21 protein-coding genes and 1 pseudogene are annotated in these 22,469 nt (G+C 41.1%); 11 read left to right on the plus strand and 11 right to left on the minus strand.

Annotation, left to right across the window (positions count from 1 at the left end; all coding sequences use genetic code 11):
• The 6 genes and pseudogenes from C511_RS17900 to rpoN all read right to left on the minus strand — a co-directional run.
• A pseudogene (locus tag C511_RS17900) lies at positions 1-164 on the minus strand (IS5/IS1182 family transposase); the annotation flags it as partial.
• A gap of 166 nt (positions 165-330) precedes the next feature.
• Positions 331-2,202 carry a 4-hydroxy-3-methylbut-2-en-1-yl diphosphate synthase gene (locus C511_RS0109360; protein WP_027318083.1) on the minus strand — a complete coding sequence of 624 codons (1,872 nt, stop codon included), beginning with the start codon at positions 2,200-2,202 and terminating at the stop codon, positions 331-333.
• Complete coding sequence (gene purE / locus C511_RS0109365; protein WP_024996949.1) at positions 2,203-2,709, minus strand: 5-(carboxyamino)imidazole ribonucleotide mutase; 507 nt, start codon at positions 2,707-2,709, stop codon at positions 2,203-2,205.
• A 9-nt stretch (positions 2,710-2,718) separates the two neighbouring features.
• Positions 2,719-3,099, minus strand: coding sequence for a glycine cleavage system protein GcvH (gcvH, locus tag C511_RS0109370; protein WP_024996948.1), 381 nt, complete (start codon positions 3,097-3,099; stop codon positions 2,719-2,721).
• Between the two features lie 24 nt (positions 3,100-3,123).
• Complete coding sequence (locus tag C511_RS0109375) at positions 3,124-3,786, minus strand: membrane protein (protein WP_024996947.1); 663 nt, start codon at positions 3,784-3,786, stop codon at positions 3,124-3,126.
• A gap of 12 nt (positions 3,787-3,798) precedes the next feature.
• Positions 3,799-5,256 carry an RNA polymerase factor sigma-54 gene (gene rpoN, locus C511_RS0109380; protein WP_024996946.1) on the minus strand — a complete coding sequence of 486 codons (1,458 nt, stop codon included), beginning with the start codon at positions 5,254-5,256 and terminating at the stop codon, positions 3,799-3,801.
• Positions 5,257-5,385: 129 nt separating this feature from the next.
• Here rpoN and C511_RS0109385 point away from each other — a divergent pair, with 129 nt between their 5' ends.
• Together C511_RS0109385 and C511_RS0109390 are read left to right on the plus strand one after the other, a co-directional pair.
• Positions 5,386-6,759, plus strand: coding sequence for an aminopeptidase P family protein (locus tag C511_RS0109385; RefSeq protein ID WP_024996945.1), 1,374 nt, complete (start codon positions 5,386-5,388; stop codon positions 6,757-6,759).
• A 3-nt stretch (positions 6,760-6,762) separates the two neighbouring features.
• Positions 6,763-7,653 carry a DMT family transporter gene (locus C511_RS0109390; protein ID WP_024996944.1) on the plus strand — a complete coding sequence of 297 codons (891 nt, stop codon included), beginning with the start codon at positions 6,763-6,765 and terminating at the stop codon, positions 7,651-7,653.
• Between the two features lie 63 nt (positions 7,654-7,716).
• On the opposite strand, the gene C511_RS0109395 is transcribed toward C511_RS0109390, so the two are convergent.
• Complete coding sequence (locus C511_RS0109395) at positions 7,717-9,390, minus strand: nucleoside kinase (RefSeq protein WP_024996943.1); 1,674 nt, start codon at positions 9,388-9,390, stop codon at positions 7,717-7,719.
• An 86-nt stretch (positions 9,391-9,476) separates the two neighbouring features.
• On the opposite strand from C511_RS0109395, the gene C511_RS0109400 reads away from it, so the two are divergent.
• Positions 9,477-11,171 carry a Na/Pi cotransporter family protein gene (locus C511_RS0109400; protein WP_024996942.1) on the plus strand — a complete coding sequence of 565 codons (1,695 nt, stop codon included), beginning with the start codon at positions 9,477-9,479 and terminating at the stop codon, positions 11,169-11,171.
• Between the two features lie 49 nt (positions 11,172-11,220).
• Here C511_RS0109400 and rd read toward each other — a convergent pair whose 3' ends face one another.
• On the minus strand, positions 11,221-11,382 hold the full coding sequence (gene rd, locus C511_RS0109405; RefSeq protein ID WP_024996941.1) for a rubredoxin: 162 nt from the start codon (positions 11,380-11,382) through the stop codon (positions 11,221-11,223).
• Positions 11,383-11,531: 149 nt separating this feature from the next.
• On the opposite strand from rd, the gene C511_RS0109410 reads away from it, so the two are divergent.
• From C511_RS0109410 to C511_RS0109435, 6 genes are all read left to right on the plus strand, one after another.
• Complete coding sequence (locus C511_RS0109410; protein WP_024996940.1) at positions 11,532-14,216, plus strand: calcium-translocating P-type ATPase, PMCA-type; 2,685 nt, start codon at positions 11,532-11,534, stop codon at positions 14,214-14,216.
• A gap of 6 nt (positions 14,217-14,222) precedes the next feature.
• Entirely contained in the window at positions 14,223-14,840 is a 618-nt protein-coding gene (locus C511_RS0109415; protein WP_024996939.1) for an HAD family hydrolase, read from the plus strand.
• Between the two features lie 12 nt (positions 14,841-14,852).
• Positions 14,853-15,779 (plus strand): bifunctional riboflavin kinase/FAD synthetase, encoded by a 927-nt coding sequence (locus C511_RS0109420; protein ID WP_027318084.1) that lies wholly within the window; start codon positions 14,853-14,855, stop codon positions 15,777-15,779.
• A 337-nt stretch (positions 15,780-16,116) separates the two neighbouring features.
• Complete coding sequence (locus C511_RS0109425) at positions 16,117-16,905, plus strand: CPBP family intramembrane glutamic endopeptidase (protein ID WP_024996938.1); 789 nt, start codon at positions 16,117-16,119, stop codon at positions 16,903-16,905.
• A 12-nt stretch (positions 16,906-16,917) separates the two neighbouring features.
• Positions 16,918-17,574 carry a DUF2975 domain-containing protein gene (locus C511_RS0109430; RefSeq protein ID WP_024996937.1) on the plus strand — a complete coding sequence of 219 codons (657 nt, stop codon included), beginning with the start codon at positions 16,918-16,920 and terminating at the stop codon, positions 17,572-17,574.
• A gap of 16 nt (positions 17,575-17,590) precedes the next feature.
• Complete coding sequence (locus C511_RS0109435; protein ID WP_024996936.1) at positions 17,591-17,806, plus strand: helix-turn-helix domain-containing protein; 216 nt, start codon at positions 17,591-17,593, stop codon at positions 17,804-17,806.
• Between the two features lie 38 nt (positions 17,807-17,844).
• Here the strand turns inward: C511_RS0109435 and C511_RS0109440 are convergent, their stop codons facing one another.
• From C511_RS0109440 to C511_RS0109450, 3 genes are all read right to left on the minus strand, one after another.
• Positions 17,845-18,273: a SufE family protein gene (locus C511_RS0109440; RefSeq protein WP_024996935.1), complete on the minus strand. Its 429-nt coding sequence runs from the start codon at positions 18,271-18,273 to the stop codon at positions 17,845-17,847.
• 7 nt (positions 18,274-18,280) lie between these two features.
• Positions 18,281-19,279 (minus strand): M20 family metallopeptidase, encoded by a 999-nt coding sequence (locus C511_RS0109445; protein WP_024996934.1) that lies wholly within the window; start codon positions 19,277-19,279, stop codon positions 18,281-18,283.
• A 62-nt stretch (positions 19,280-19,341) separates the two neighbouring features.
• Positions 19,342-20,247 (minus strand): S66 peptidase family protein, encoded by a 906-nt coding sequence (locus C511_RS0109450; protein WP_027318085.1) that lies wholly within the window; start codon positions 20,245-20,247, stop codon positions 19,342-19,344.
• A gap of 185 nt (positions 20,248-20,432) precedes the next feature.
• On the opposite strand from C511_RS0109450, the gene C511_RS0109455 reads away from it, so the two are divergent.
• Positions 20,433-21,347 (plus strand): phosphate acyltransferase, encoded by a 915-nt coding sequence (locus tag C511_RS0109455; RefSeq protein ID WP_024996933.1) that lies wholly within the window; start codon positions 20,433-20,435, stop codon positions 21,345-21,347.
• Between the two features lie 2 nt (positions 21,348-21,349).
• Positions 21,350-22,411 carry a butyrate kinase gene (gene buk / locus C511_RS0109460; protein ID WP_024996932.1) on the plus strand — a complete coding sequence of 354 codons (1,062 nt, stop codon included), beginning with the start codon at positions 21,350-21,352 and terminating at the stop codon, positions 22,409-22,411.
• Positions 22,412-22,469: the final 58 nt, after the last annotated feature.

A 22,469-nucleotide genomic window follows, 5' to 3' on the forward strand; every position in this document is an offset into this window, starting at 1 on the left:
CGACCCGTTTCCTTGTATAGTTTCTTGAAATTATCAAGGTTAAGACTATCGACAATCGCATTGACTATGCGAACAGGAGCATTATCAGCAATATCTTCATCGATTCTTTGCGGAAAAAGAACTGTTTGGTTGGGAGTGTAAGGACGAAAATGTAACTTTGCCATAACGAAAAACTTATGCCTAAAGTTACAAAGATTTTAGGAAATAACAAAGCCCGGGCTTGCGAAAGTCTGGGCTTTGCGCATAAAAAAAAGAGGATGTGCCTGTTTTGACACACCCTCTTTAGTTTATAGTAAGAGGTACTGTTTGGCGTGTAATGCTTATCGCAGTTTACTTTTCTTCTTCGTGGTAGTCTCCATTCGCTTTGATCAATGCAATCAATTTGTCGACCGCTTCTTCTTCGGGAATGTTCTTCTCAATGCATTCTTTCTGCTTGTAGAGACTTATTTTCCCTCTTCCGGCGCCCACATATCCGTAATCAGCGTCGGCCATTTCTCCCGGTCCGTTAACGATGCATCCCATGATGCCTATCTTCAGTCCTTTGAGGTGAGAGGTAGCGGCTTTGACCCTGGCTATGGTACTTTGCAAGCTGAAAAGCGTTCGTCCGCACCCCGGACAAGAGATGTATTCGGTTTTGCTGGTTCTGACACGACCGGCCTGCAAGATGCCAAATGCAGTTGCATCTACTTGCGCATGGGTTAATGTTCCTTGGTTGTAGAGGAAAATACCGTCGCACAATCCGTCGAGTATCAAAGCGCCCATATCAATAGCCGATTTAACCTGCAAGTTCTCTACATCGTTTTCGCTGTAATGCTGGAAGAATATCACCGGATTCTTTAAGCCTTCATTCATTAACTGATGAACCAGCGCACGGTGTTCCCCGATGCGGTTGGGGTGATTGCTCTGAGACAAGATAACGATTTCCGGATGTGCTTTGAGGCAGGCTACTGCTTCATCGGTCAGAGCCATATACGGGATAAACAAAAACTTAAGTTCCGCTTGACAAGCCCCTACTGCATATAGCTGGTTGTGACTGAATGCAGGCCAGCATTTCTTTCCGGCTGCTTCGAACTTCTCCTTTTCTTCTGCCCACACATCGGCATCCACAATATAGTCGGGACCGTTTTCCAGTGTGGCGGGAATGCTTTTGGCAGCATAGATGTAATCGGGCATGAATTGATCGTTCGTCTCAAACTTCCCGTCAAGCCTTTCGGCTACTACCACCGGCACGTTGTCGCCACCGATGTTTCGTATGGAAGTTGTTTCCCTTTTTACGGGCGACAAGAAATTAAACGAATCGTTGGCTACTCCCGGAATATACGGATGGTCAGCACGCTGAGCAATGTAATCAACAATTTTGCGGGCAACCGGTATCTCTAACTCCGGCTCTTCACTTAACGATACACGAATGGTATCTCCGTATCCGTCGGCCAGCAGAGTTCCTGTTCCCAAGGCCGACTTGATGCGACCGTCCTCACCGTCACCTGCTTCGGTTACGCCCAGATGAATGGGAAATTTCATTCCTTCCTTTTCCATCACATCGACCAACAAGCGTACAGTGCGCACCATGATGACAGTGTTTGACGCCTTTATCGAAATAACGACATCAGAAAAGTCTTGCTCTACGCACACACGAAGAAACTCCATGCAAGATTCAACCATCCCTTCGGGCGTATCGCCGTAGCGGGTCATGATGCGGTCTGACAAGGAACCGTGGTTTACACCGATACGAATGGCCGTGTGGTTTTCCTTGCAAATAGCTAAGAACTCAACCAAACGTTCACGTATCTTTTGTAATTCAACGGCATACTCTTCGTCAGTATAATCAACTTGCTTGAATGTCCGCGGAGCATCCAGGTAATTACCCGGATTGATGCGCACTTTCTCGGCATACAAAGCAGCCACATCCGCCACCTTAGGCGTGAAGTGCACATCGGCCACCAGCGGGTTCAAGTACCCTTGTTTTCTGAGTTCAGCGTTGATGTTCCTGAGGTTTTCGGCCTCCTTGACTCCTTGCGTGGTAAGCCGCACATAGTCGGCCCCCGCATCAATAATTCTTTTTGCTTGTTCTACACAGGCTTCTGTGTCCTGCGTAGCTGTATTGGTCATTGACTGAACGCGAACGGGGTTACTTCCTCCCACTTCCACGTTCCCCACATGAACCACAGACGTTTCCCTACGGGAATAGTTGAATAAATCCATTTAATTAGTTTTAAACTCAAACTTAACCTCCTTCAGCTCCTCGTTGGCCTTAACGATCTTCCTTTTAAGTCCTTCTTTGTAAGCAATGAATTTGGTTTCTAATTCTTTGTTTTCCAGAGATAACATCTGGACCGCAAGAATTGCCGCATTGAGTGCACCGTTTATTCCTACTGTAGCCACGGGAATGCCCGGAGGCATTTGTACAATGGCCAATAAGGCATCCATGCCATCGAGGGATGATTTTATAGGAACGCCAATAACAGGCAGTGGTGTCGATGCTGCGATAACTCCCGGCAAATGAGCAGCCATCCCGGCAGCTGCAATGATAACCTTTATACCTCTGAGATGTGCATTCTTGGCAAACTCTTCTACAGCTTCCGGTGTGCGGTGAGCCGAAAGAGCATTCATTTCAAACGGTACATGCAAATCATTGAGTAATTGTGCCGCCTTTTCCATTACGGGAAGATCAGACGTGCTGCCCATGATAATACTAACAATTGGTGTCATACGATTGGTTTATTCATTAATGGTTTTTTTATATTCTTTAGCGTCAAGTAAAACACTGAAGTCGGCATCAGCCGATGGCTCGATCTTAATAAGCCATCCGGCACCGTAGGGATCCTGATTAACCAGTTCAGGTTTCTCCTCAAGCGCTTCATTCTGTTCCAAGATTGTTCCGCTTACCGGCATGAACAAGTCGGATATGGTTTTCACTACTTCAATGGTTCCGAAAACGTCACCGGCGTTCAGTTCTTCACCTACCGTTGGTATATCTACAAACACAATATCGCCCAATTGGTTCTGTGCATGTTCTGTTATACCAATGTAAGCAACTTCACCTTCCACACGAATCCATTCGTGCTCAGAGGTATACTTTAGTTCTTCCGGAAAATTCATAATACTTAGTTTTAGGGTTTATAATTATAATAAGAAAATTCGAAATAAGATATTGGCAATGGGGTGCAACACGAGCAGTGAACAGATAAATCCTACCACAAAACCGGTTAGTACCTCGCTCAGTGTGTGGTGTTGCAATATGATTCTGGCTGTACCCAGCACTCCTGCAATAAGTATAAACAGGGATAACCACCACACCGGGTTGTATCCGAAAAGGGCGCTGAAAGAAACGACCCCTCCTACAATGCCACCCATGCCCAGCATGTGTTCACTCAGTTTCCATTTCAAGTTCAGTATAATAGAGATAAGCATCATTAGTAAAGCAGTCAGTATGATGCCCGACATGTACCAGGGTATATTCAGCTTTCTCATCATCAGCATACAAAACACGTAAGAGATGATGGTAAGCAGATAGGGTACATAGCGCTTTTTTCTGTCGGTAAGATCTTTCGCCTCAAAACCATTGATTTTCCGGAAAAGGAAAATGGTTAGCGTGGGCATTAAGATGGTGAAGCAATACACCACGCCCAGCACGATGAGCTTATATGCCAAAGGCATAATGTTTAGGTACGAGAACAGAAATAAAATAAGGAAAGCAACAAACGGGATTGAAAACGGCGTGAAAACGGCCGAAACAATTCGTGCTGTTTTGATCAATGTTCTGTCTGCAATAATATGTTCTTCCATAAGTTGAATTGTTTATTTTCTTAGCCGGGCTACCGGTATGTTTAATTGCTGACGATATTTGGCTACTGTTCGGCGGGCTATAGGATAGCCCTTCTCCTTCAATATATCGGCCAATTCATCATCGGTCAATGGTTTCTTCTTGTTTTCGCTGTCAATGCATTCTTTCAGGATGCGACGTATTTCACGTACCGACATTTCTTCTCCGTCTTCTGTGGTATAACCGTCACTAAAGAAATATTTCAGTGAGTAAATACCAAAATTTGTTTGTACATACTTGCTGTTGCTAACACGTGAAATGGTGGAGATGTCGAGCCCTGTCCGCTCTGCCACGTCTTTCAGAATCATGGGGCGAAGCAGCGATTCATCTCCTTCCTGAAAAAAAGGACGTTGTAAGTCTATAATTGCCTCCATGGTAGTTTGCAACGTGTTTTGTCTTTGCTTGATGGCATCAATAAAACCTTGAGCGGCATCCATTTTCTGCTTCAAAAAGAGCATGGCTTCTTTAGATTCTTTTGTCTGGTTGGCCTTATTATAGGTATGTTCCTGAAGCATATCGTTGAATTCACGACTCATGCGGAGTTCGGGCATGTTTTTATTATTCAGGCTAAGCACTATGCTTCCGTCATCGAACGTTTCAACAATGAAGTCAGGTACAATTTGTTGCATATTACGGCCAATCACCTCTCCGAGAGAGCTTCCCGGTCTGGGGTTTAGCTTGGTGATTTCATTGATGGCGGCTTCAAACTCTTCTTCGCTGAGGTTGAGCCGCTGAATGATCTTATCCCAATGCTTACGGGTAAACTCCTCATAACACTTCTCGATGATGTTTAATTCCGTTTGCTGTAAAGATGACGGTTCCTTGCGCTTTATCTGGATAAGCAAGCACTCTTGCAAACTTCGTGCTCCCAATCCGGGAGGATCGAAATCTTGTATGATGCTTAACACCTCTTCCAATTCCTGCTCTTTGGCATCAACACCTGCATAAATGGCTAACTCATCGCTAATGCTATCTAATGTTTTGCGCAACAGTCCGTCATCATCAAGAGAGCCGATAAGATATTCGGCCAACGCTTGCTGATGCTCGGTGAGGTTTCGTTCACGGAGTTGTTCTTGCAGTGTTTCGTAAAAAGAAGTAGTGTCCGAGAAAGGTATTTCCTCGGCCTGCTCTCCTTTTGACTTATTTCTTTCCTGTAATTTATAATCGGGAATATCGTCTTCGGTCAGGTAATCGCCTAATGAATCATATTCATTGTCCGACTGATCATTTTCTGCATTTTCAGAGAGATCGTCGACAGTTGTTTCCTCTTTCCCTTCTTCAAGAGCGGGGTTTTCCAGAAGCTCGGCACGCACACGATCTTCTAGTTCCACAGCCGGAAGCTCGAGCAGCTTCACTACTAAGATTTGCTGTGGCGAAAGAGTTTGAACCTGTTGTTGTACTTGCGATTGTACCTGACGGGAACCTTGTGCCATAATGTTACTTTTTCAATCGTTGATCTTGCTACAAAAGTAATTAATTTAATTGAGAATCGTCAAGGGGTAATTATCTAATTTTGATTTAAAACGGTTATCTTTGTTGCACTAACTTAAAAACGGAACATTATGTTTTCTAAAGAGACGTACGTGCAACGCAGAGCGTTGCTCAAAAAGAGTTTAGGCTCTGGAATACTTTTATTTCTAGGTAACGATGATATGGGCTTGAATTATGAAGATAACACTTTCCGTTATCGTCAGGACTCCAGCTTTCTCTATTACTTCGGTCTTTCTTTTGCCGGTTTATCTGCTGTGATTGATATTGATAATGATAAAGATATTGTTTTTGGAGATGAACTGACCATTGACCATATTGTATGGATGGGCACTCAGCCAACGTTGAAGGAAAAAAGCGAGCGGGTGGGCATAACATGTACTTTGCCTTCTGATTCTTTAACCGAATATTTGCATAAAGCTGTTCAGAAAGGGCAGGCAATTCATTACCTTCCTCCTTACAGAGCAGAACATAAATTGAAACTTCAGGAATGGCTGGGCATTCCGCTGGGTCGTCAGGAAGGATCGGTCGATTTTATTCGTGCCATTGTGAAACAAAGAAGCTACAAGTCTGAAGAAGAAATTGCCGAAATAGAAAGAGCTTGTAATATAACGGCCGACATGCACATCGCTGCCATGAAAATGCTTCGCCCGGGAATGAAAGAGTATGAAGTAGCATCGGCCATACAAGCAGTTGCCTTTGCGGCAGGAGGTGATTTATCTTTTCCTACCATTGCAACGGTTAACGGACAGACACTCCACAATCATTACCATGACAATACGGTTCAAAGCGGCGATCTGTTTCTAATTGATGCCGGAGCAGAAACCGCTATGGGATATGCCGGTGATATGTCGTCCACGATTCCTGCTGATAAGAAATTTACTACGCGTCAGCGCGAGATATATGATTTGCAGGTTGCGATGCATCTGGAATCAGTGAAAGCGCTAAGACCGGGAGTTCCTTTTGTTGACGTCTATGATCTTTCTGCGCGTGTGATGGTAGAAGGTTTGAAACAGTTGGGACTCATGAAGGGAAATGCCGATGATGCTGTTCGTGAAGGAGCGCATGCTTTGTTCTATCCTCATGGATTGGGACACATGATGGGACTCGACGTGCATGATATGGAAAACTTAGGTGAAATTTGGGTAGGTTATGACGGAAAGCCAAAGAGCACTTTGTTTGGTCGTAAATCTCTTCGTCTGGCCAGAGAACTGGAATGTGGTTTTGTGCATACCATTGAACCGGGTATCTATTTCATTCCTGAGCTTATTGACCTTTGGAAAGGGCAGAAGAAATTTAATGATTTCATTCATTACGATGCGGTAGAAGCTTATAAAGACTTTGGAGGTATTCGTAATGAAGAAGATTATTTGATTACAGAAACAGGAGCTCGCAGGTTAGGCAAGAAGATTCCGTTGACAGCCGATGAGGTGGAAGAATTAAGATAATATATGACTCAAGATAATAAGGCAATCGTTTATGCAGCAATAGCAGTTCTCAGCTGGTCAACGGTTGCCTCTGCTTTTAAAATAGCTTTAAGGTACTTAAGTTCGTTTGAACTTTTATTGGTGGCTTCTTGTACTGCTTTCCTTATTTTTTTATTTACCTTGCTTGCCCGAAATAAATGGAAAGGGGTAAAGAACCTGTCAGCTTCGCAGTGGAGATGGTTTGCGCTGCTGGGTCTCCTTAATCCCGTGACCTATTACTTGGTGCTGTTTCGTGCCTATGATTTACTTCCGGCACAGGTGGCGCAACCTGTCAATTATTCATGGCCCATATTGCTGTTAATCTTATTTTCATTATTTGCGGGGCAATCCATTCCCAAAATTAAGTATGTGGGGATGCTGCTTTCTTTGGGAGGTGTAGTCCTTATCTCAGCCGGCACGGGCTTGTCTGATAAACTAGAGTTCTCTGTTACAGGTTTTCTTTTGGCTTTTTTAAGTGCATTCTTGTGGGCCGGTTATTGGATGGTTTCTAATAAAAGAAAAGAGGTAGATGCTATTATCGCTTTGACGGTTACTTTCTTTTTTGGTAGTGCATATCTTCTTATTGCCTCACTATGGATGGAACCGGTTGTATTACCTATTCAAGCGTTGCTGTCGGGTATGTATGTCGGAGCTTTTGAAATCGGTATTCCTTTTGTGTGTTTTGGAATGGCTATTCAGTTGACCTCCAATGCCACATTGGTAAACCAGATGTGCTATTTATCCCCTTTCTTGTCTTTGTTTCTTATTCATCTCGTTCTTGGAGAACAGGTCGTGTGGACTACTTATGCAGGTCTTTTACTGATTGTAGTGGGCATTATTTTCAATCAGTATCTAGCACCCAGATTGAAACACTAAGGTGTATTGTTTGTATTCCAAAGTGATCATTAACCTTAGAATACAAACAATCATTCACTCTAGTTAATATTTAAAGCTACTTCCTCCGAGGAATTCCCTCAATAATGAAGTTGGAGGAATTTCTTTGTCTTGTACTGTGGCGAAGTATTTGATAAATTTAAGCAAGCGATAGGCTTCACAATATTCTTCGCTATTGCGCGGAACATTCATTAATATAGGTTCAGCGTAACTTCTTAGTACTGCAAATTCAAACAACAAAGCCGAGTTAAACATGACATCGGCATTTTCCTGAAACGGAAAAATCCATTTATCTTCACCTGCTCTTACACTGGGCCATCGCGATATGGTTTCTTGTGCTGAATACCCTCTGTAATTGAAATCACGTATGATGCGGCGCAACAAGCGATTGTCAGTTGTTGGAATCCAATTATGATCGTCAAGTGATATGGTCGTTAATGCCGAAACATATATTTTAAACTTCTTTGCATCCGGAATGTGCGATGTGAGTTCAGGATTTAATGCATGTATGCCTTCCAATATAAGAATGGTATTGTTATCTATTTTAAGTTTATCACCGGGATATTCTTTCTTTCCTAACGAAAAGTTGAAACGTGGCAAGTCAACTTCTTCACCCTTTAATAAGGCTTCCAGTTGATTATTGAAAAGATCGAGATCGAGTGCATATAGAGACTCATAATCATAATTACCATGCTCATCACGAGGCGTTTGTTCACGGTCCACAAAGTAATTATCCAAGGAGATGGGGTACGGACGAAGTCCATTGGTCATCAGCTGGATGGATAATCTCTTACTAAAAGTGGTTTTCCCTGAAGAGGAAGGCCCCGCAATAAGAACCAGTCGTACCCTGTTCCCGTTTTCTCCTTTATGAAAAATGGTATCGGCTATCTGGGCTATTTTCTTTTCTTGAAGAGCTTCGGCAACATTAATCATGTCTGTTGCGTATCCTTTCTCGCATGCAAGATTAAAATCACCGGCATTGTTCATGTCCATGATTTTGCTCCATTGAAGGTATTCCTTGAATACATCGAGCATTTTTTCCTGCTTGATTACTTTCTCTAGTTCATTGGGATTGTCTTTGTTAGGGATGCGCAGCAATAATCCGTCGTAATATTCTACTAAATCGAAAAGCTGTATATAACCGGTTCTTGGAACTAAATTACCGTAATAATAATCAACTGTATCTCCTAAGGTATAGTAATAAGTATAAATAGAGTCGGATGTTTCAAGTAACCTCACCTTATCATCCATACCCTTCTCATTGAATATTCTTACGGCTTCTGTGGTATGACATTCTGTGCGTTTGAAAGGAATATCTGCTTTTATTATTTCACGCATTTTATCCTTGATGCGTTCAACATCATCGGGAAGGATATCACGTCCTAATTTCAGATTGCAAAAATATCCTTTCGACACAGGGTGCTCCATGTATACCTTTGCATGGGGATATAACTTGCTTACTGCCTTAAATAGGATGAAACAAAGGGAACGTACGTACGTGCGCATACCCGACGGGTCGGTTATGTCAAGGAATTCGATGTCTTTATTATTGTATACTCTAAAGTTTAATCCTTCGGATCGGTTGTTGACTTTGGCACTTACAACAGGGTAGGGTAATCTGAAATCCAGACTATTGTATATCTCTAAAAGTGAGCTTCCTATAGGTACTTCTTTAGTAATTTTGTTATTTTTGCAATGTATTTGTATTTTCTGTTTCATGCTTATTATATTTTAATGAGTAAATTAGACGGATAAATATATTGCGAAATTGTTTATAAGGCAAATAACCATCAATCGAATTAAAGATGCAATATTCTTTTTATGATTTTTTAATGCTCATAGGCTCTTTGGGTCTGTTCCTATACGGAATGAAAATTATGAGTGAAGGATTACAAAAAGTAGCCGGTGACAGGTTGCGTAGTATATTAACGGCGATGACAACGAATCGTGTTACCGGAGTACTTACCGGATTGATGATTACGGCACTGATACAGTCATCCTCTGCCACAACGGTCATGGTAGTAAGCTTTGTGAATGCAGGCTTGCTTACGCTGACGCAATCCATCAGTGTGATAATGGGGGCAAACATCGGGACAACCGTTACGGCGTGGATTATTTCATTGTTTGGTTTTAAAGTCGATGTTTCATCTTTTGCACTTCCTTTATTAGGCATAGCTATTCCGCTTATTTTCTCGAGCAAGAGTACCCGAAAATCTCTGGGTGAGTTTATCTTTGGATTCTCTTTTTTGTTTATGGGGCTTGCTTATCTGAAAGACAATGTACCGAACTTAGCAGAAAATCCCGAAATGCTTGCTTTCATACAGAATTATACGGGCATGGGGTATCTGTCGATCTTATTATTCCTCTTGCTGGGTAGTATACTAACCATAGTCGTTCAGTCGTCCAGTGCCACGATGGCAATTACTTTAGTGATGTGCTCCATGAACTGGATTCCTTTCGAACTGGCAGCAGCATTGGTTTTGGGCGAAAATATAGGAACTACCATTACAGCTAATCTAGCTGCATTAACGGCTAATACTTCTGCCCGGCGGGCCGCGTTGGCTCATTTCATGTTTAATGTGTTTGGTGTTCTGTGGATGCTGGTTCTTTTCTATCCGTTTACCGGAATGATATCTTATTTTGTAGATACCTATATGGCAAGTGATCCTCAAGTGGCAGTTTCATTTAAACTTTCTGCATTTCATACGGCATTCAATATTTGTAATGTGTGCATCATGATTTGGTTTGTTAAGCTGATAGAGAAGACGGTGTGCCTGATCATACGCAAAAAGGAAGACGATGAAGAATACCGACTGCGATTCATTTCGAGTGGTATGTTGTCGACTGCCGAACTTTCTATCCTGCAGGCACGCAAAGAGATTCATCTGTATTCAGAGCGTACTTTCCGTATGTTCCGTATGGTGCAAGACTTGCTTCACACAGAAAAGGATGATGATTTCAATAAGCTTTTTAGTCGTATAGAAAAGTACGAAAATATAAGTGATAACATGGAACTGGAAATTGCGAACTATCTGAATCAGGTTTCTGAAGGTAGGTTAAGCTCTGAAAGTAAGCTGCAGATTCGTTCCATGCTACGTGAAGTTACTGAAATTGAAAGCATTGGCGACAGCTGTTACAACTTGGCCAGAACAATTAACCGCAAGCGTCAAACGAATCAAGACTTCACAGAAAAGCAATATGAGCACATTCATTTTATGATGAATATGACGGCTGAGGCTCTTTCGCAAATGATATTGGTTATTGAAAAGCCCGAACAACACAGCATTGATGTGAATAAGTCATTTAACATTGAGAATGAGATAAATAATTATCGAAATCAGTTGAAGAATCAGAACATCCTTGATGTGAATAATAAAGAGTATGATTACCAGATGGGAGTTTACTATATGGATATCATTGGCGAGTGCGAAAAACTGGGCGACTATGTTGTGAATGTGGTTGAGGCTAGTAGCGATATGAAAGAAAAGAAAGCTTCCTAAATAGAGTATTTCCCCTATGCAAAATAGCTAGCATAGGGGAAATCATTTTTTACTCGTCTAAAGGCTCAAAATCTTCTTTTCCTACCCCACAAAGCGGACAAACCCAATCTTCAGGTATGTCTTCGAATGGAGTACCCGGTTCAATTCCACTGTCCGGATCGCCTAGTTCCGAATCATAAACGTAGTCACAAGCTGTACAAAGGTATTTCATAATTTTATCGTTTGGTTTATCAGTTAAACAGATAATAGCTGGTTTTGTTTAATGGTAATCGGCCTCTTTCTGATTTTATAAAAAGCATTAATCTGCACGAATTACCGATTTTATGTTGTATTTTTGTGCTTTTAATTATGTGATCTAGTATGACTACAACAAATGAAACTTATTATCATTCAGGCCTAAGCGAGGATGAAGTTCAAATAAACAGAGCAAAGTATGGTGATAATTTGCTAACACCTCCCAAAAGACCCTCTTTGTGGAAGCTTTATCTTGAGAAGTTCCAAGATCCGGTTGTGAAAGTACTTCTTGTTGCAGCTATCTTCTCTTTAATCATCTCTTTTATTGAACAGGAATTTGCAGAAACGATTGGTATCATCTTTGCGATATTGCTTGCTACCGGTATCGGATTCTTTTTTGAGTATGATGCAAATAAAAAGTTCGATTTGCTTAATGCTGTTAACGAAGAAACGCTTGTTAAAGTAATCCGTGCAGGAAAAGTACGCGAGATTCCTCGCAAAGATGTTGTGGTTGGCGATATCATTATTCTTGAGACAGGAGAAGAGATTCCGGCAGACGGAGAACTGATTGAGGCATTATCCTTGCAAGTCAATGAGTCAAACCTAACAGGAGAGCCTGTTGTAGAAAAAACAACGAATGAAGCCGAGTTTGATCTTGAAGCAACCTATTCATCAAACTTGGTTATGAGAGGAACAACAGTTGTTGATGGTCACGGCATGATGAAAGTGATTAAAGTGGGTGATGCAACTGAAATAGGTAAGGTTGCACGTCAGAGTACGGAACAAAGCACTGAACCCACTCCTTTGAATATACAATTAACCAAGTTGGCTAATCTGATTGGTAAAGTTGGTTTTACTATTGCTATTGCTACTTTCCTGATTTTTGTAACCAAAGATTTATATCATTACATAGGCGCAAACGAAATTAACGGATGGCACTCTTATGTTGATATCGCCCAAATCGTACTTAAGTATTTTATGATGGCGGTTACCTTAATCGTTGTAGCGGTACCCGAAGGCTTACCAATGAGTGTCACTTTGAGCCTTGCATTAAATATGCGACGTATGTTGGCTACGAATAATTTAGTTCGTAAAATGCATGCTTGCGAAACAATGGGAGCTATTACAGTTATCTGTACTGATAAGACGGGAACGCTTACCCAGAATCTGATGCAAGTTCACGAACCCAAATTTTATGCTTTAAAAGAAGCCAAAGTATTGGGAGACGATTTTACAAGCAAACTTGTATCAGAAGGTATTAGTGTAAACTCAACGGCTTTTTTGGAGGATTCTGAAGAACAAGGAAAACTAAAAGGAGTAGGTAATCCTACTGAAGTAGCCTTACTTCTGTGGTTGAATAGCTTAGGAAGAGACTATCTTGCTATAAGAGAAAAATCCAAAGTGATTGATCAGCTAACTTTCTCAACGGAAAGAAAATACATGGCCACTTTAGTGCACTCCGGTCAGACTGGCAAAAAAGTGCTTTATATAAAAGGTGCTCCGGAAATTGTGTTGAGTAAATGCAAGGAAGTTGTGTTGTCGGATGGACAAGTCAGTGCTCAGGACTATAAAAAGACCATTGATGAGCAACTTATGACTTATCAAAACATGGCAATGCGTACGCTGGGCTTTGCCTATAAAATAGTTGACGACAATGAGGATGCTGATTGTGTTGCCTTAGTTTCAGCCAATGATTTAAATTTTCTTGGAGTTGTAGCTATCTCTGACCCTATTCGTGATGATGTACCTGCTGCGGTTGCTAAATGCCAGTCGGCCGGTATCGGAATTAAAATTGTAACAGGCGATACTCCGGGAACAGCTACAGAGATTGCTCGTCAAATTGGTTTGTGGACTGCTGAAGATACAGAGCGGAATAGAATTACGGGAGTTGCTTTCGCTGAACTGACTGATGAGGAAGCGCTGGAAAGAGTAAGAGATTTGAAGATCATGTCTCGTGCACGTCCTACTGATAAACAAAGACTTGTGCAATTGCTTCAGCAGAAGGGCGAAGTGGTGGCCGTGACAGGTGACGGAACAAATGACGCACCGGCGTTGAATCACGCACAAGTGGGACTTTCTATGGGTACAGGAACCTCTGTTGCCAAAGAAGCGAGCGATATCACATTGCTTGATGATTCTTTTAATAGTATTGGCACAGCTGTGATGTGGGGACGTTCGCTCTATAAAAATATCCAGCGTTTTATTGTGTTTCAGTTGACCATCAATTTTGTGGCCCTCCTGATTGTTTTGATCGGTGCCTTTATGGGAACTGAACTGCCACTTACTGTGACGCAAATGCTATGGGTCAATTTAATAATGGATACTTTTGCAGCCCTTGCGCTGGCTTCTATACCGCCCAGTGAAAAAGTGATGAATGATAAACCACGCAAAAGTGATGACTTTATCATCACTAAACCAATGCGATATAACATCATTGGAGTAGGAACTATCTTCTTGGCTGTTTTAATGGGGTTAATCTTCTATTTTACAGATGCTGCAGGTGCAATGTCTGTTCACGACCTAACCATCTTCTTTACGTTTTTTGTTATGTTGCAGTTTTGGAACCTGTTTAATGCTCGTGTGTTTGGAACAACTGATTCTGCATTCAAGGGATTGAGCAAATCGTATGGAATGGAATTGGTTGTACTTGCTATATTAGGAGGACAGTTCTGTATTGTTCAGTTCGGTGGTGATATATTCCGCACAGAACCGTTGAACTTCCAAACATGGGTTGTTATTATAGCAACCTCTTCTTTAGTACTTTGGATTGGTGAAATAATCCGACTGGTTAGACGTTTGATATATAAATAAAAACAGATGAAAAGAAAAGGCATTAAAAACCTTATAATTGATTTTGGTGGTGTATTGATAGATCTGGATAGAGATCGTTGTATCAGGAACTTCGAACAATTAGGCGTAGCGGACTTTGGAGATCTGATTGATCCGTATCGTCAGCAAGGTTTTTTCATGGAGTTGGAGAAAGGTTTGATTACTGCTTCAGAATTCAGAAATATAATCCGGGACCGCTCGAATAAGCTTTTTACCGATAAGCAAATCGATGCTGCCTGGAACAGCTTTTTGGTTGGCATTCCTACTTATAAACTCGATTTGTTACTGAAACTTCGTGAACACTATGTGGTTTACTTGTTAAGTAACACCAATATAATTCATTGGAAATGGTCATGTGCCAATACCTTCCCGCATAAGGGATTTCGTGTGGAAGACTATTTTGAGAAGATGTTTCTTTCGTTTGAATTACATCAAGCAAAACCTGAAAAGGATATGTTCGAGACTCTACTTGCTGAGACAGGTATTGTTCCTGAAGAAACTTTCTTTATTGATGATGCCCCCGCAAACTGTCAGACAGCTCAATCTCTAGGAATATCTACTTATACTCCTGAGGCAGGCGAGGATTGGGGACACTTGTTTAAATAAGACTAAAATAACATGCAGATTATCGATAATATTCCAGATCTTCCTTTGGAACCATGTGTTGCTACCATCGGTTTTTTTGATGGCGTGCATCTGGGACACCGCTTTCTTATAGAGCAGGTGAAAGAACTTGCAAAGGATAAGGGGTTACGTTCTGCATTAATCACTTTTCCGGTTCATCCACGCCAAGTGATGAAGTCTGATTACCGTCCGGAGTTGCTTACTACCCCTGAAGAGAAGATAGAACTGCTGAAAGCTCAAGGTGTTGATTATTGTATTATGCTTGACTTCACGGTTGAATTATCTCAATTATCAGCTCTCTCTTTCATGAAAGACATACTTCAACAAAGGTACAATGTAAGCACCTTGATTATAGGATATGATCACCGTTTTGGGCATAATAGAAGTGAAGGCTTTGAGGACTACGTACGCTATGGCCAACAGATAGGAATGAATGTGTATAGAGCCCAAGCCTGCATGATTGATGATTTGAATATCAGCTCATCTTTGGTTAGAACATATCTGCTAGAAGGCAAAATTGATTTGTCAACTCGTTATCTCGGGTATAATTATTCTATTGAAGGTGTTGTTGTGGGGGGGTATCGCGTTGGGCGAACTATTGGATTCCCCACGGCAAACCTAGATCTACGTGAATCCAATAAGTTGATTCCCTCAGATGGTGTTTACGCAGTACGTGTGGAGGTTAAGGGGTGTTTATATGCTGGTATGCTTAATATCGGTTACCGGCCAACTCTCGATAACGGGTCGAAAAAAAGTATTGAGGTTCACATCCTTCGTTTTGACGAAGATATTTATGATGAAAAGATACGCCTTTATTTCGTAAGCCGTATTCGTTCTGAGATGAAGTTCTCCGGACTTGATGAACTGATAGCACAATTGAAACGTGATGCAGCATTCGTTGATTCGGTTCTGCCCCGTTGATTCCCTTTCTATTTATTGCTGTTTCACATTACTTTCCATTCTTCCTTTTTTAAGGCTTATTTTCGTATAAAAGACCTTTTGTTATTGAAATACATATTTTTTTTATTGTTTTTCAATAAAACATTTGCGTATGTGATAAATACTGTTTTTCTTTGCATATCGAAAAACAATATATTATTATTGAATAACAAATTTACGTCTTATGAAAAGTTCATTACTAAGCATTACTATGTTGATTGTATCCATCTCGGTTATGGTCATGTTTATTTGCGGTACAGCCGCTTGTGCATAATCAATTTAAAATAAAAGTTTATCTTTGCATCCTGAATAACGAAAAATGAAAGAAGCTATCAAATTAGTATTGGTGTATTTCGCCTGCCAGATTGTTGGGGCTATATTGGCTATGATACCTTGCGCCATTATTGCTCTTGTGTTGTACAAAGACTTTTCCTTGGTACAAGACATGATGTTAGCCCCATCTATGCTAGTCGGGTTTGGCTTAATGACATTTTATCTCTTTCGGAAAAAGTACATTCCCTTTGACCTGCAATCGTGGAGTGCTATCTCTGCTTCTTATCTGTCTTCGGTTATTCTGCTTACATTTTCCGTCATGTTTTTGATTGATTGGCTGATGTCACATCTTACCTTTCTTCCCAATTGGTTAGATGCTTCGTTTGATGTGCTATCTTCCAATTGGCTGGGGATTCTTTCCGTAAGCGTGCTTGGTCCCATTTTGGAAGAGCTTCTTTTTCGGGGTGCTATCACAAAAATCCTATTGAAGAAATACAAACCGGCAAAAGCGATTATTTTTTCCGGATTGATTTTCGGGATTTTTCACTTAAACCCTGTTCAGGTTGTAGGTGCTGCTCTGGTCGGTTTTGTTTTTGCTTGGATGTACTATAAAACCAAAAGCCTCCTGCCGGGAATTGTTATGCATATAGTGAATAATAGTACTTCTGTTTATCTTGCAACCAAATACCCTGATGTTGACTATCTCAATGAACTCTCGGGAGATAATTATACCTTATATTTGGGCATGGCAATGGCTTTGATGATTTTGCTTGTTCTTTATATGGAGAAATTAATGGCACACAAGAAACGGGAAAACGCAAACATTATAAATTAATAATATAACCTAATGAAAAGACGATTGAATTTACTTTGTTTATTAGTTATGCTGGTTCTGAGCTACTCTGTGTTTTCGACTTTGTATGATTTTGGCCGTGGAGTGAGCGCCGGGCTTAAGATGGCTAAAAACATTAAAGCAGATAAGGCTGCAAAGAATGACAATCCTGCTTTGCATTTAAAATTGGCTGCTTTTACTCCGGATAATTTTACATGTTTTACTGATTCCGTATATAATGAAAAAACATCCTCTTATGTACCGGCCATGTATAGTCAGTTAATAGTCAGTGTAAAGACCAACCCAAGTATGTGCACCATGCTGATTTCAGGAATTTTATCTTTGCTTGAATTTATATCAATCGCTCTCTCTGTAGTCTTCTTTATACGCATTATTATTTCTATTAATAAATCGGATATTTTTAATTGGAAAAACGTATCCCGGTTGAGGTGGCTTGGAGCTGCATTGACATTTAGTTTCACGTGCTCGCTTGTTGCTTTGATTATTAGTAATTATGAATTGGCGGATGCCTTTGCGTTAAAAGGTTATTCGATGCATTTGTCTGAACTGTTGTCAATTACAACCTTGGTTCTTGGTATTATATCATTTATCATTGCGGAAGTATTTGCAATTGGTTTACGTTTGCAGGAAGAACAAGAACTTACTATTTAAAAAGGAAGGAAAGAATATGTCTATTATAGTAAATCTGGATATAATGATGGCCCGCAGGAAGATTTCTTTGGGAGAGTTGGCTGAGAAAGTTGATATAACTCCTGCCAATCTTTCCATTCTTAAAACCGGTAAAGCCAGAGCCATTCGTTTTTCTACTTTAGAGGCAATATGTAAAATACTTGATTGTCAACCGGGAGATATATTAGAATTCCGCGATGATGGCAAAGAATAGCTTCTTATCTGCACATGAATATAAAAAAGAAAGGAAGCTTAAAGCTTCCTTTCTTTGGCTTTGTAGGCCAAGGCATACATTCTTATTTGTTTGACCATCGACAGCAGACCGTTACTTCGTGTTGGCGACAGATGCTCTTTCAAACCTATCTTTTCAATAAAATAAAGATCAGAACTTAATATCTCATCAGGAGTATGTCCTGAAACAACTTTGATGAGCAGTGCTATGATTCCTTTTACGATGAGGGCATCGCTTTCTGCTTTGAAAATAAGCTTTCCATCCACTTCATCAGCTTGCAACCATACTCTGCTTTGGCAGCCTTCAATCAAATTCTGTTCCGTTTTATATTTTTCTTCGAGCGGTTCTTGTTCATTTCCTAAATCAATAAGTAGTTGATAGCGATCCATCCAATCGCTAAAGTCATTGAACTCAGCAACAACTTCGTCTTGTAATTCGTTGATAGACATTCTTTTTTTATTTTTCGTTATATATTACTTCCAATACAGTTTGCCCCACAGCCTTAAGAGTCGATCTGTCAATAATATCCATGGTGTCATTAACTGTATGCCAGAAAGAGCCAAAACTAGATAGCTCGCTTCCTTCGTCGGTCGGAATGATATCAATGCTGGGAATTCCGGCCAATCTATTTATAAATAGGTGGTCATCTGTAACTGGGCTTCCTTCTTTATCGATAAAGAAACGTCCGTATCCCATCTCGTTAGCCTTCTTCCATACCTTATCATTTACATCTTTGGCATACTTTTCAGAATACCCTTCTTTATAGAAAGTGGCATTCTTGCCTCCTACCATATCGAGTAGAATGCCAAATCTAGCATTGTAACCCTGCACGTGCGGGTTCCTCGCCCAATACTGTGTGCCAAGACACCAATACTCTTCTTTGTGTTCGCCATTGTAAAATTGAGGAGCACCGTAATCTTCAGCGTCAAAGAAGATAATATCCACACCTAACTCCGGTTGTTGTTGTCCTAGCAGGCGTGCAATTTCCAGCAATACACCTACACCGCTTGCGCCATCGTTTGCTCCTAAAATAGGAGTATGGTGGTTTTGTTCATTGGGGTCATTATCCGCCCAGGGACGAGTATCCCAATGGGCAAATAGCAATACGCGTTTTTTATTTTCAGGCTTATACGAACCAATAATGTTTCGGGCTTTTAGTATCACTCCGTCGTAACGAAGCAGATCGGCATATTGATTGGTAACCTTAGCACCAAACTCCTCCAGTTTCGCTGCCAGATAATTACCGCAAGCAACATGTTGGGGAGTATTTAGAACTCGCGGTCCGAATGCAACTTGCGCATTGACATATTGATATGCGCTGTCCGCATCAAAGTCGGGCGCCTTAACAGTTTGTATATTCTCAGCAACAGTCGTGCTTTTTTTTGAATTAGCTCCACACGAGGTTGCTATAATCAATGATAAAGCACAAGCTAAATACATAAGTTTGATTTTCATTTAAAGAGTTATTTTAGATTTTCAAAAATACAAATATATTATTTTAGTTCACTATCCGATAGTCAGAATTTGATTTCAACAACCTTGGATGTTACCGTTAATTCAACCTGTGCGCCGTTCACAATAGCCATGTTTTGAGCCACATGTCCCACTGGAAAATCAAAACAAACAGGGTATTTATACTCCTTAACAATATCTACTATAGCCTCGTAAAGAGGTTTACCAAGAGATAAATCTTCGTCATATTCGGTGAACTGTCCTATGATCAACCCCGATAAACGTTCCAGTATACCACCCAATTTCAAATTATAAATCATTCGTTCAATGGCATGCGGCCTTTCGCCAACATCTTCTATGTATAGAATGGTGTTTTCCGGAATAATATCATACTTTGTTCCCCTTAGTCCATAAAAAACGGCTAAATTTCCGCCTTTTATGATACCTTTTGCCTCTCCTGTTTTGTTTAATTTGTGAGGAGCACAGTTGTAAGTCGGTAGCTGGCCTAAAAGAATCTTTCTTAAACTCAGTGTGCCGGCGTTATCTTCAGGTTCAACACTGAGGTGACGGGCCATAGGAGCATGAATGGAGGCAAAACCATGATATTGGAAAAGATTGTGAAGAGCTGTAATATCACTGAAGCCAATCAACCATTTGGGCGATTTACAAAACTGTTCAAACCGAAGTTGCTCTATGATGTGAACAGCCCCATAGCCACCCCGACTGCAAAAGATTGCTTTTACATCCGGTGCGTCCATTGCATGTTGAAAATCATCAAGCCTTTGGTTTATGCTTCCGGCATATTTACCCGATGCTGCAGCGGCATGTTTGCCCAATATTGATTGGAGTCCCCAAGAAGCTAAACGCTCTTGTGCACCTTTTAAAAGATTCTTGTCTATTTTGCCTGAAGGAGACACGATTGCCACCTTATCTCCCTCTTGCAAATAAGATGGAAATATGAAGTTGTCCATATTTATTGCTTTGATGATTGAATGCTACAAAAGTACATAAAAAAATATGATTATCTTATTAGTTAGAGTTATGTGTAGTGAAACAATTATAATATGTCAAAAGGATAGTAATCATTCCTACTTTTTTGTTGTTTAATGGTGTGTGGTTCACTCTTTTTTCTCATATTTGCTAAAAATCGAACTTTATGAAACCGATTACTACTTTTAATCAGCTTACGGAACATCTCACAACCCTTTGCAAGCGAAAACGTGTTGTGGCAGTTTGCCCTAACGATGCTCATTCCGAGTATGCCATAAAACGTGCTGTTGAGGAAGGCTTTGCCAGTTTTCTTTTAGTGGGAGACGCCCGTTTGCTGCATTCATATACCGAATTAAGTATCTACTCTGATAACATAGAGATTATTGATATTCCCGATTCCGATGAGGCAGCACGCGAAGCAGTTCGCTTAGTCAGATCGGGTAAGGCCGATATACTCATGAAAGGGCTTATCAATACGGATAATCTGCTCCGTGCCATACTAGATAAAGAACACGGCTTGTTGCCGGCAGGCAAAGTGTTAACCCATTTGGCTGTTATGCAAATCCCTACTTACCATAAATTGTTGTTTTTCTCGGATGCGGCTGTCATCCCCAGACCAACGTTGCAGCAACGCATTGAAATGATATGGTATGCTATTCGTACTTGTCATCATTTTGGGATTGAACAACCCCGCATCTCTTTAATACATTGTACGGAGAAGGTTAGCTCTAAATTTCCTCATTCGCTTGATTATGTGAATATCGTTGAACTGGCTGAAGCCGGAGAGTTTGGCAATGTGATCATAGATGGTCCGCTGGATGTGCTTACCTCCTGCGAACGTGAAAGCGGAAACATAAAAGGCATTGCCTCACCCATTAACGGAGATGCTGATGTGCTTATTTTCCCTAATATAGAATCTGGGAATACCTTCTATAAATCGGTTAGCTTGTTTGCCCAGGCAGAGATGGCAGGTGTTTTGCAGGGACCCATTTGTCCGGTTGTGCTAACTTCAAGAAGCGACTCCGGTTTATCAAAATATTACAGTTTGGCCATGGCCTGTTTATCCTCTAATGATATTTAATTATGAAAATTCTGGTCGTCAATCCCGGTTCAACTTCCACGAAAGTTGCTGTTTATCTAAATAAAACCGCTTTGTTTGTAACGAACTTACGCCATTCAGTCGAAGAACTATCGGCATTTCCTACTATAATGGATCAGTTTGATTTTCGCAAACAGCTCGTTCTGAATGAATTGAACCGCAATGGAATTGCACTGCAATTTGATGTTGTGATCGGTCGCGGCGGACTTGTAAAGCCAATTCCCGGTGGCGTCTATGAAGTTAACGAAGCCATGAAGAGAGATACACTAAACGCTATGCGAACCCATGCCTGTAATTTGGGAGGTTTAATCGCTCGTGATCTGGCCTCCTCTATTCCCGGTTGCCATGCATTGATTGCCGATCCCGGAGTTGTTGACGAGCTCGATGATGTGGCCAGAGTTACAGGTTCCCCTCTCTTGCCGCGTATTTCAATCTTTCATGCCCTCAACCATAAGGCCGTTGGTCGGCGATATGCCGCCAATTGCGATGCAAATTACGAAGATTTGAATCTGATTATTTGTCATTTAGGCGGAGGAATCTCCGTGGCTGCACACAGAAAAGGAAGAGCGGTTGATGTGAATAACGCATTAGATGGCGAAGGTCCCTTCTCGCCTGAGCGTGCGGGTACATTGCCCGCCGGTTCCTTAATTGACCTTTGTTACAGCGGTCGTTTTAGCCGTGAAGAATTGAAAAATAGGATTTCAGGACAAGCTGGTTTAGCTGCTCACTTGGGAACTACAGATGTTCCTGAAGTGATTTCCATGATTGAAGCGGGCGATAAACATGCCGAATTGGTGTTGAATGCCATGGTTTATAACGTTATTAAATCCATTGGTGCTCAAAGCGCAGTGCTGAAGGGTCAAGTTGATGCGATCATCCTGACAGGCGGTATTGCGCATTCCGATTATGTAGTGTCAAGAATCAAGGAGTCGGTATCTTATATAGCTCCCGTAATCGTTTATCCCGGTGAAGATGAAATGGAAGCTTTAGCCATGAGCGCCTATGAAGCACTAAACGGAATACTGCCTATTAATGATTACAAATAAGCTCCTGCAACGCTTTATCATTTATTTTTAAAAAGAACCGAATGTTACTTTTTTCAGC

Origin of the sequence: Bacteroides graminisolvens DSM 19988 = JCM 15093 (genome assembly GCF_000428125.1) — a bacterium.
Taxonomy (GTDB): domain Bacteria; phylum Bacteroidota; class Bacteroidia; order Bacteroidales; family Bacteroidaceae; genus Bacteroides; species Bacteroides graminisolvens.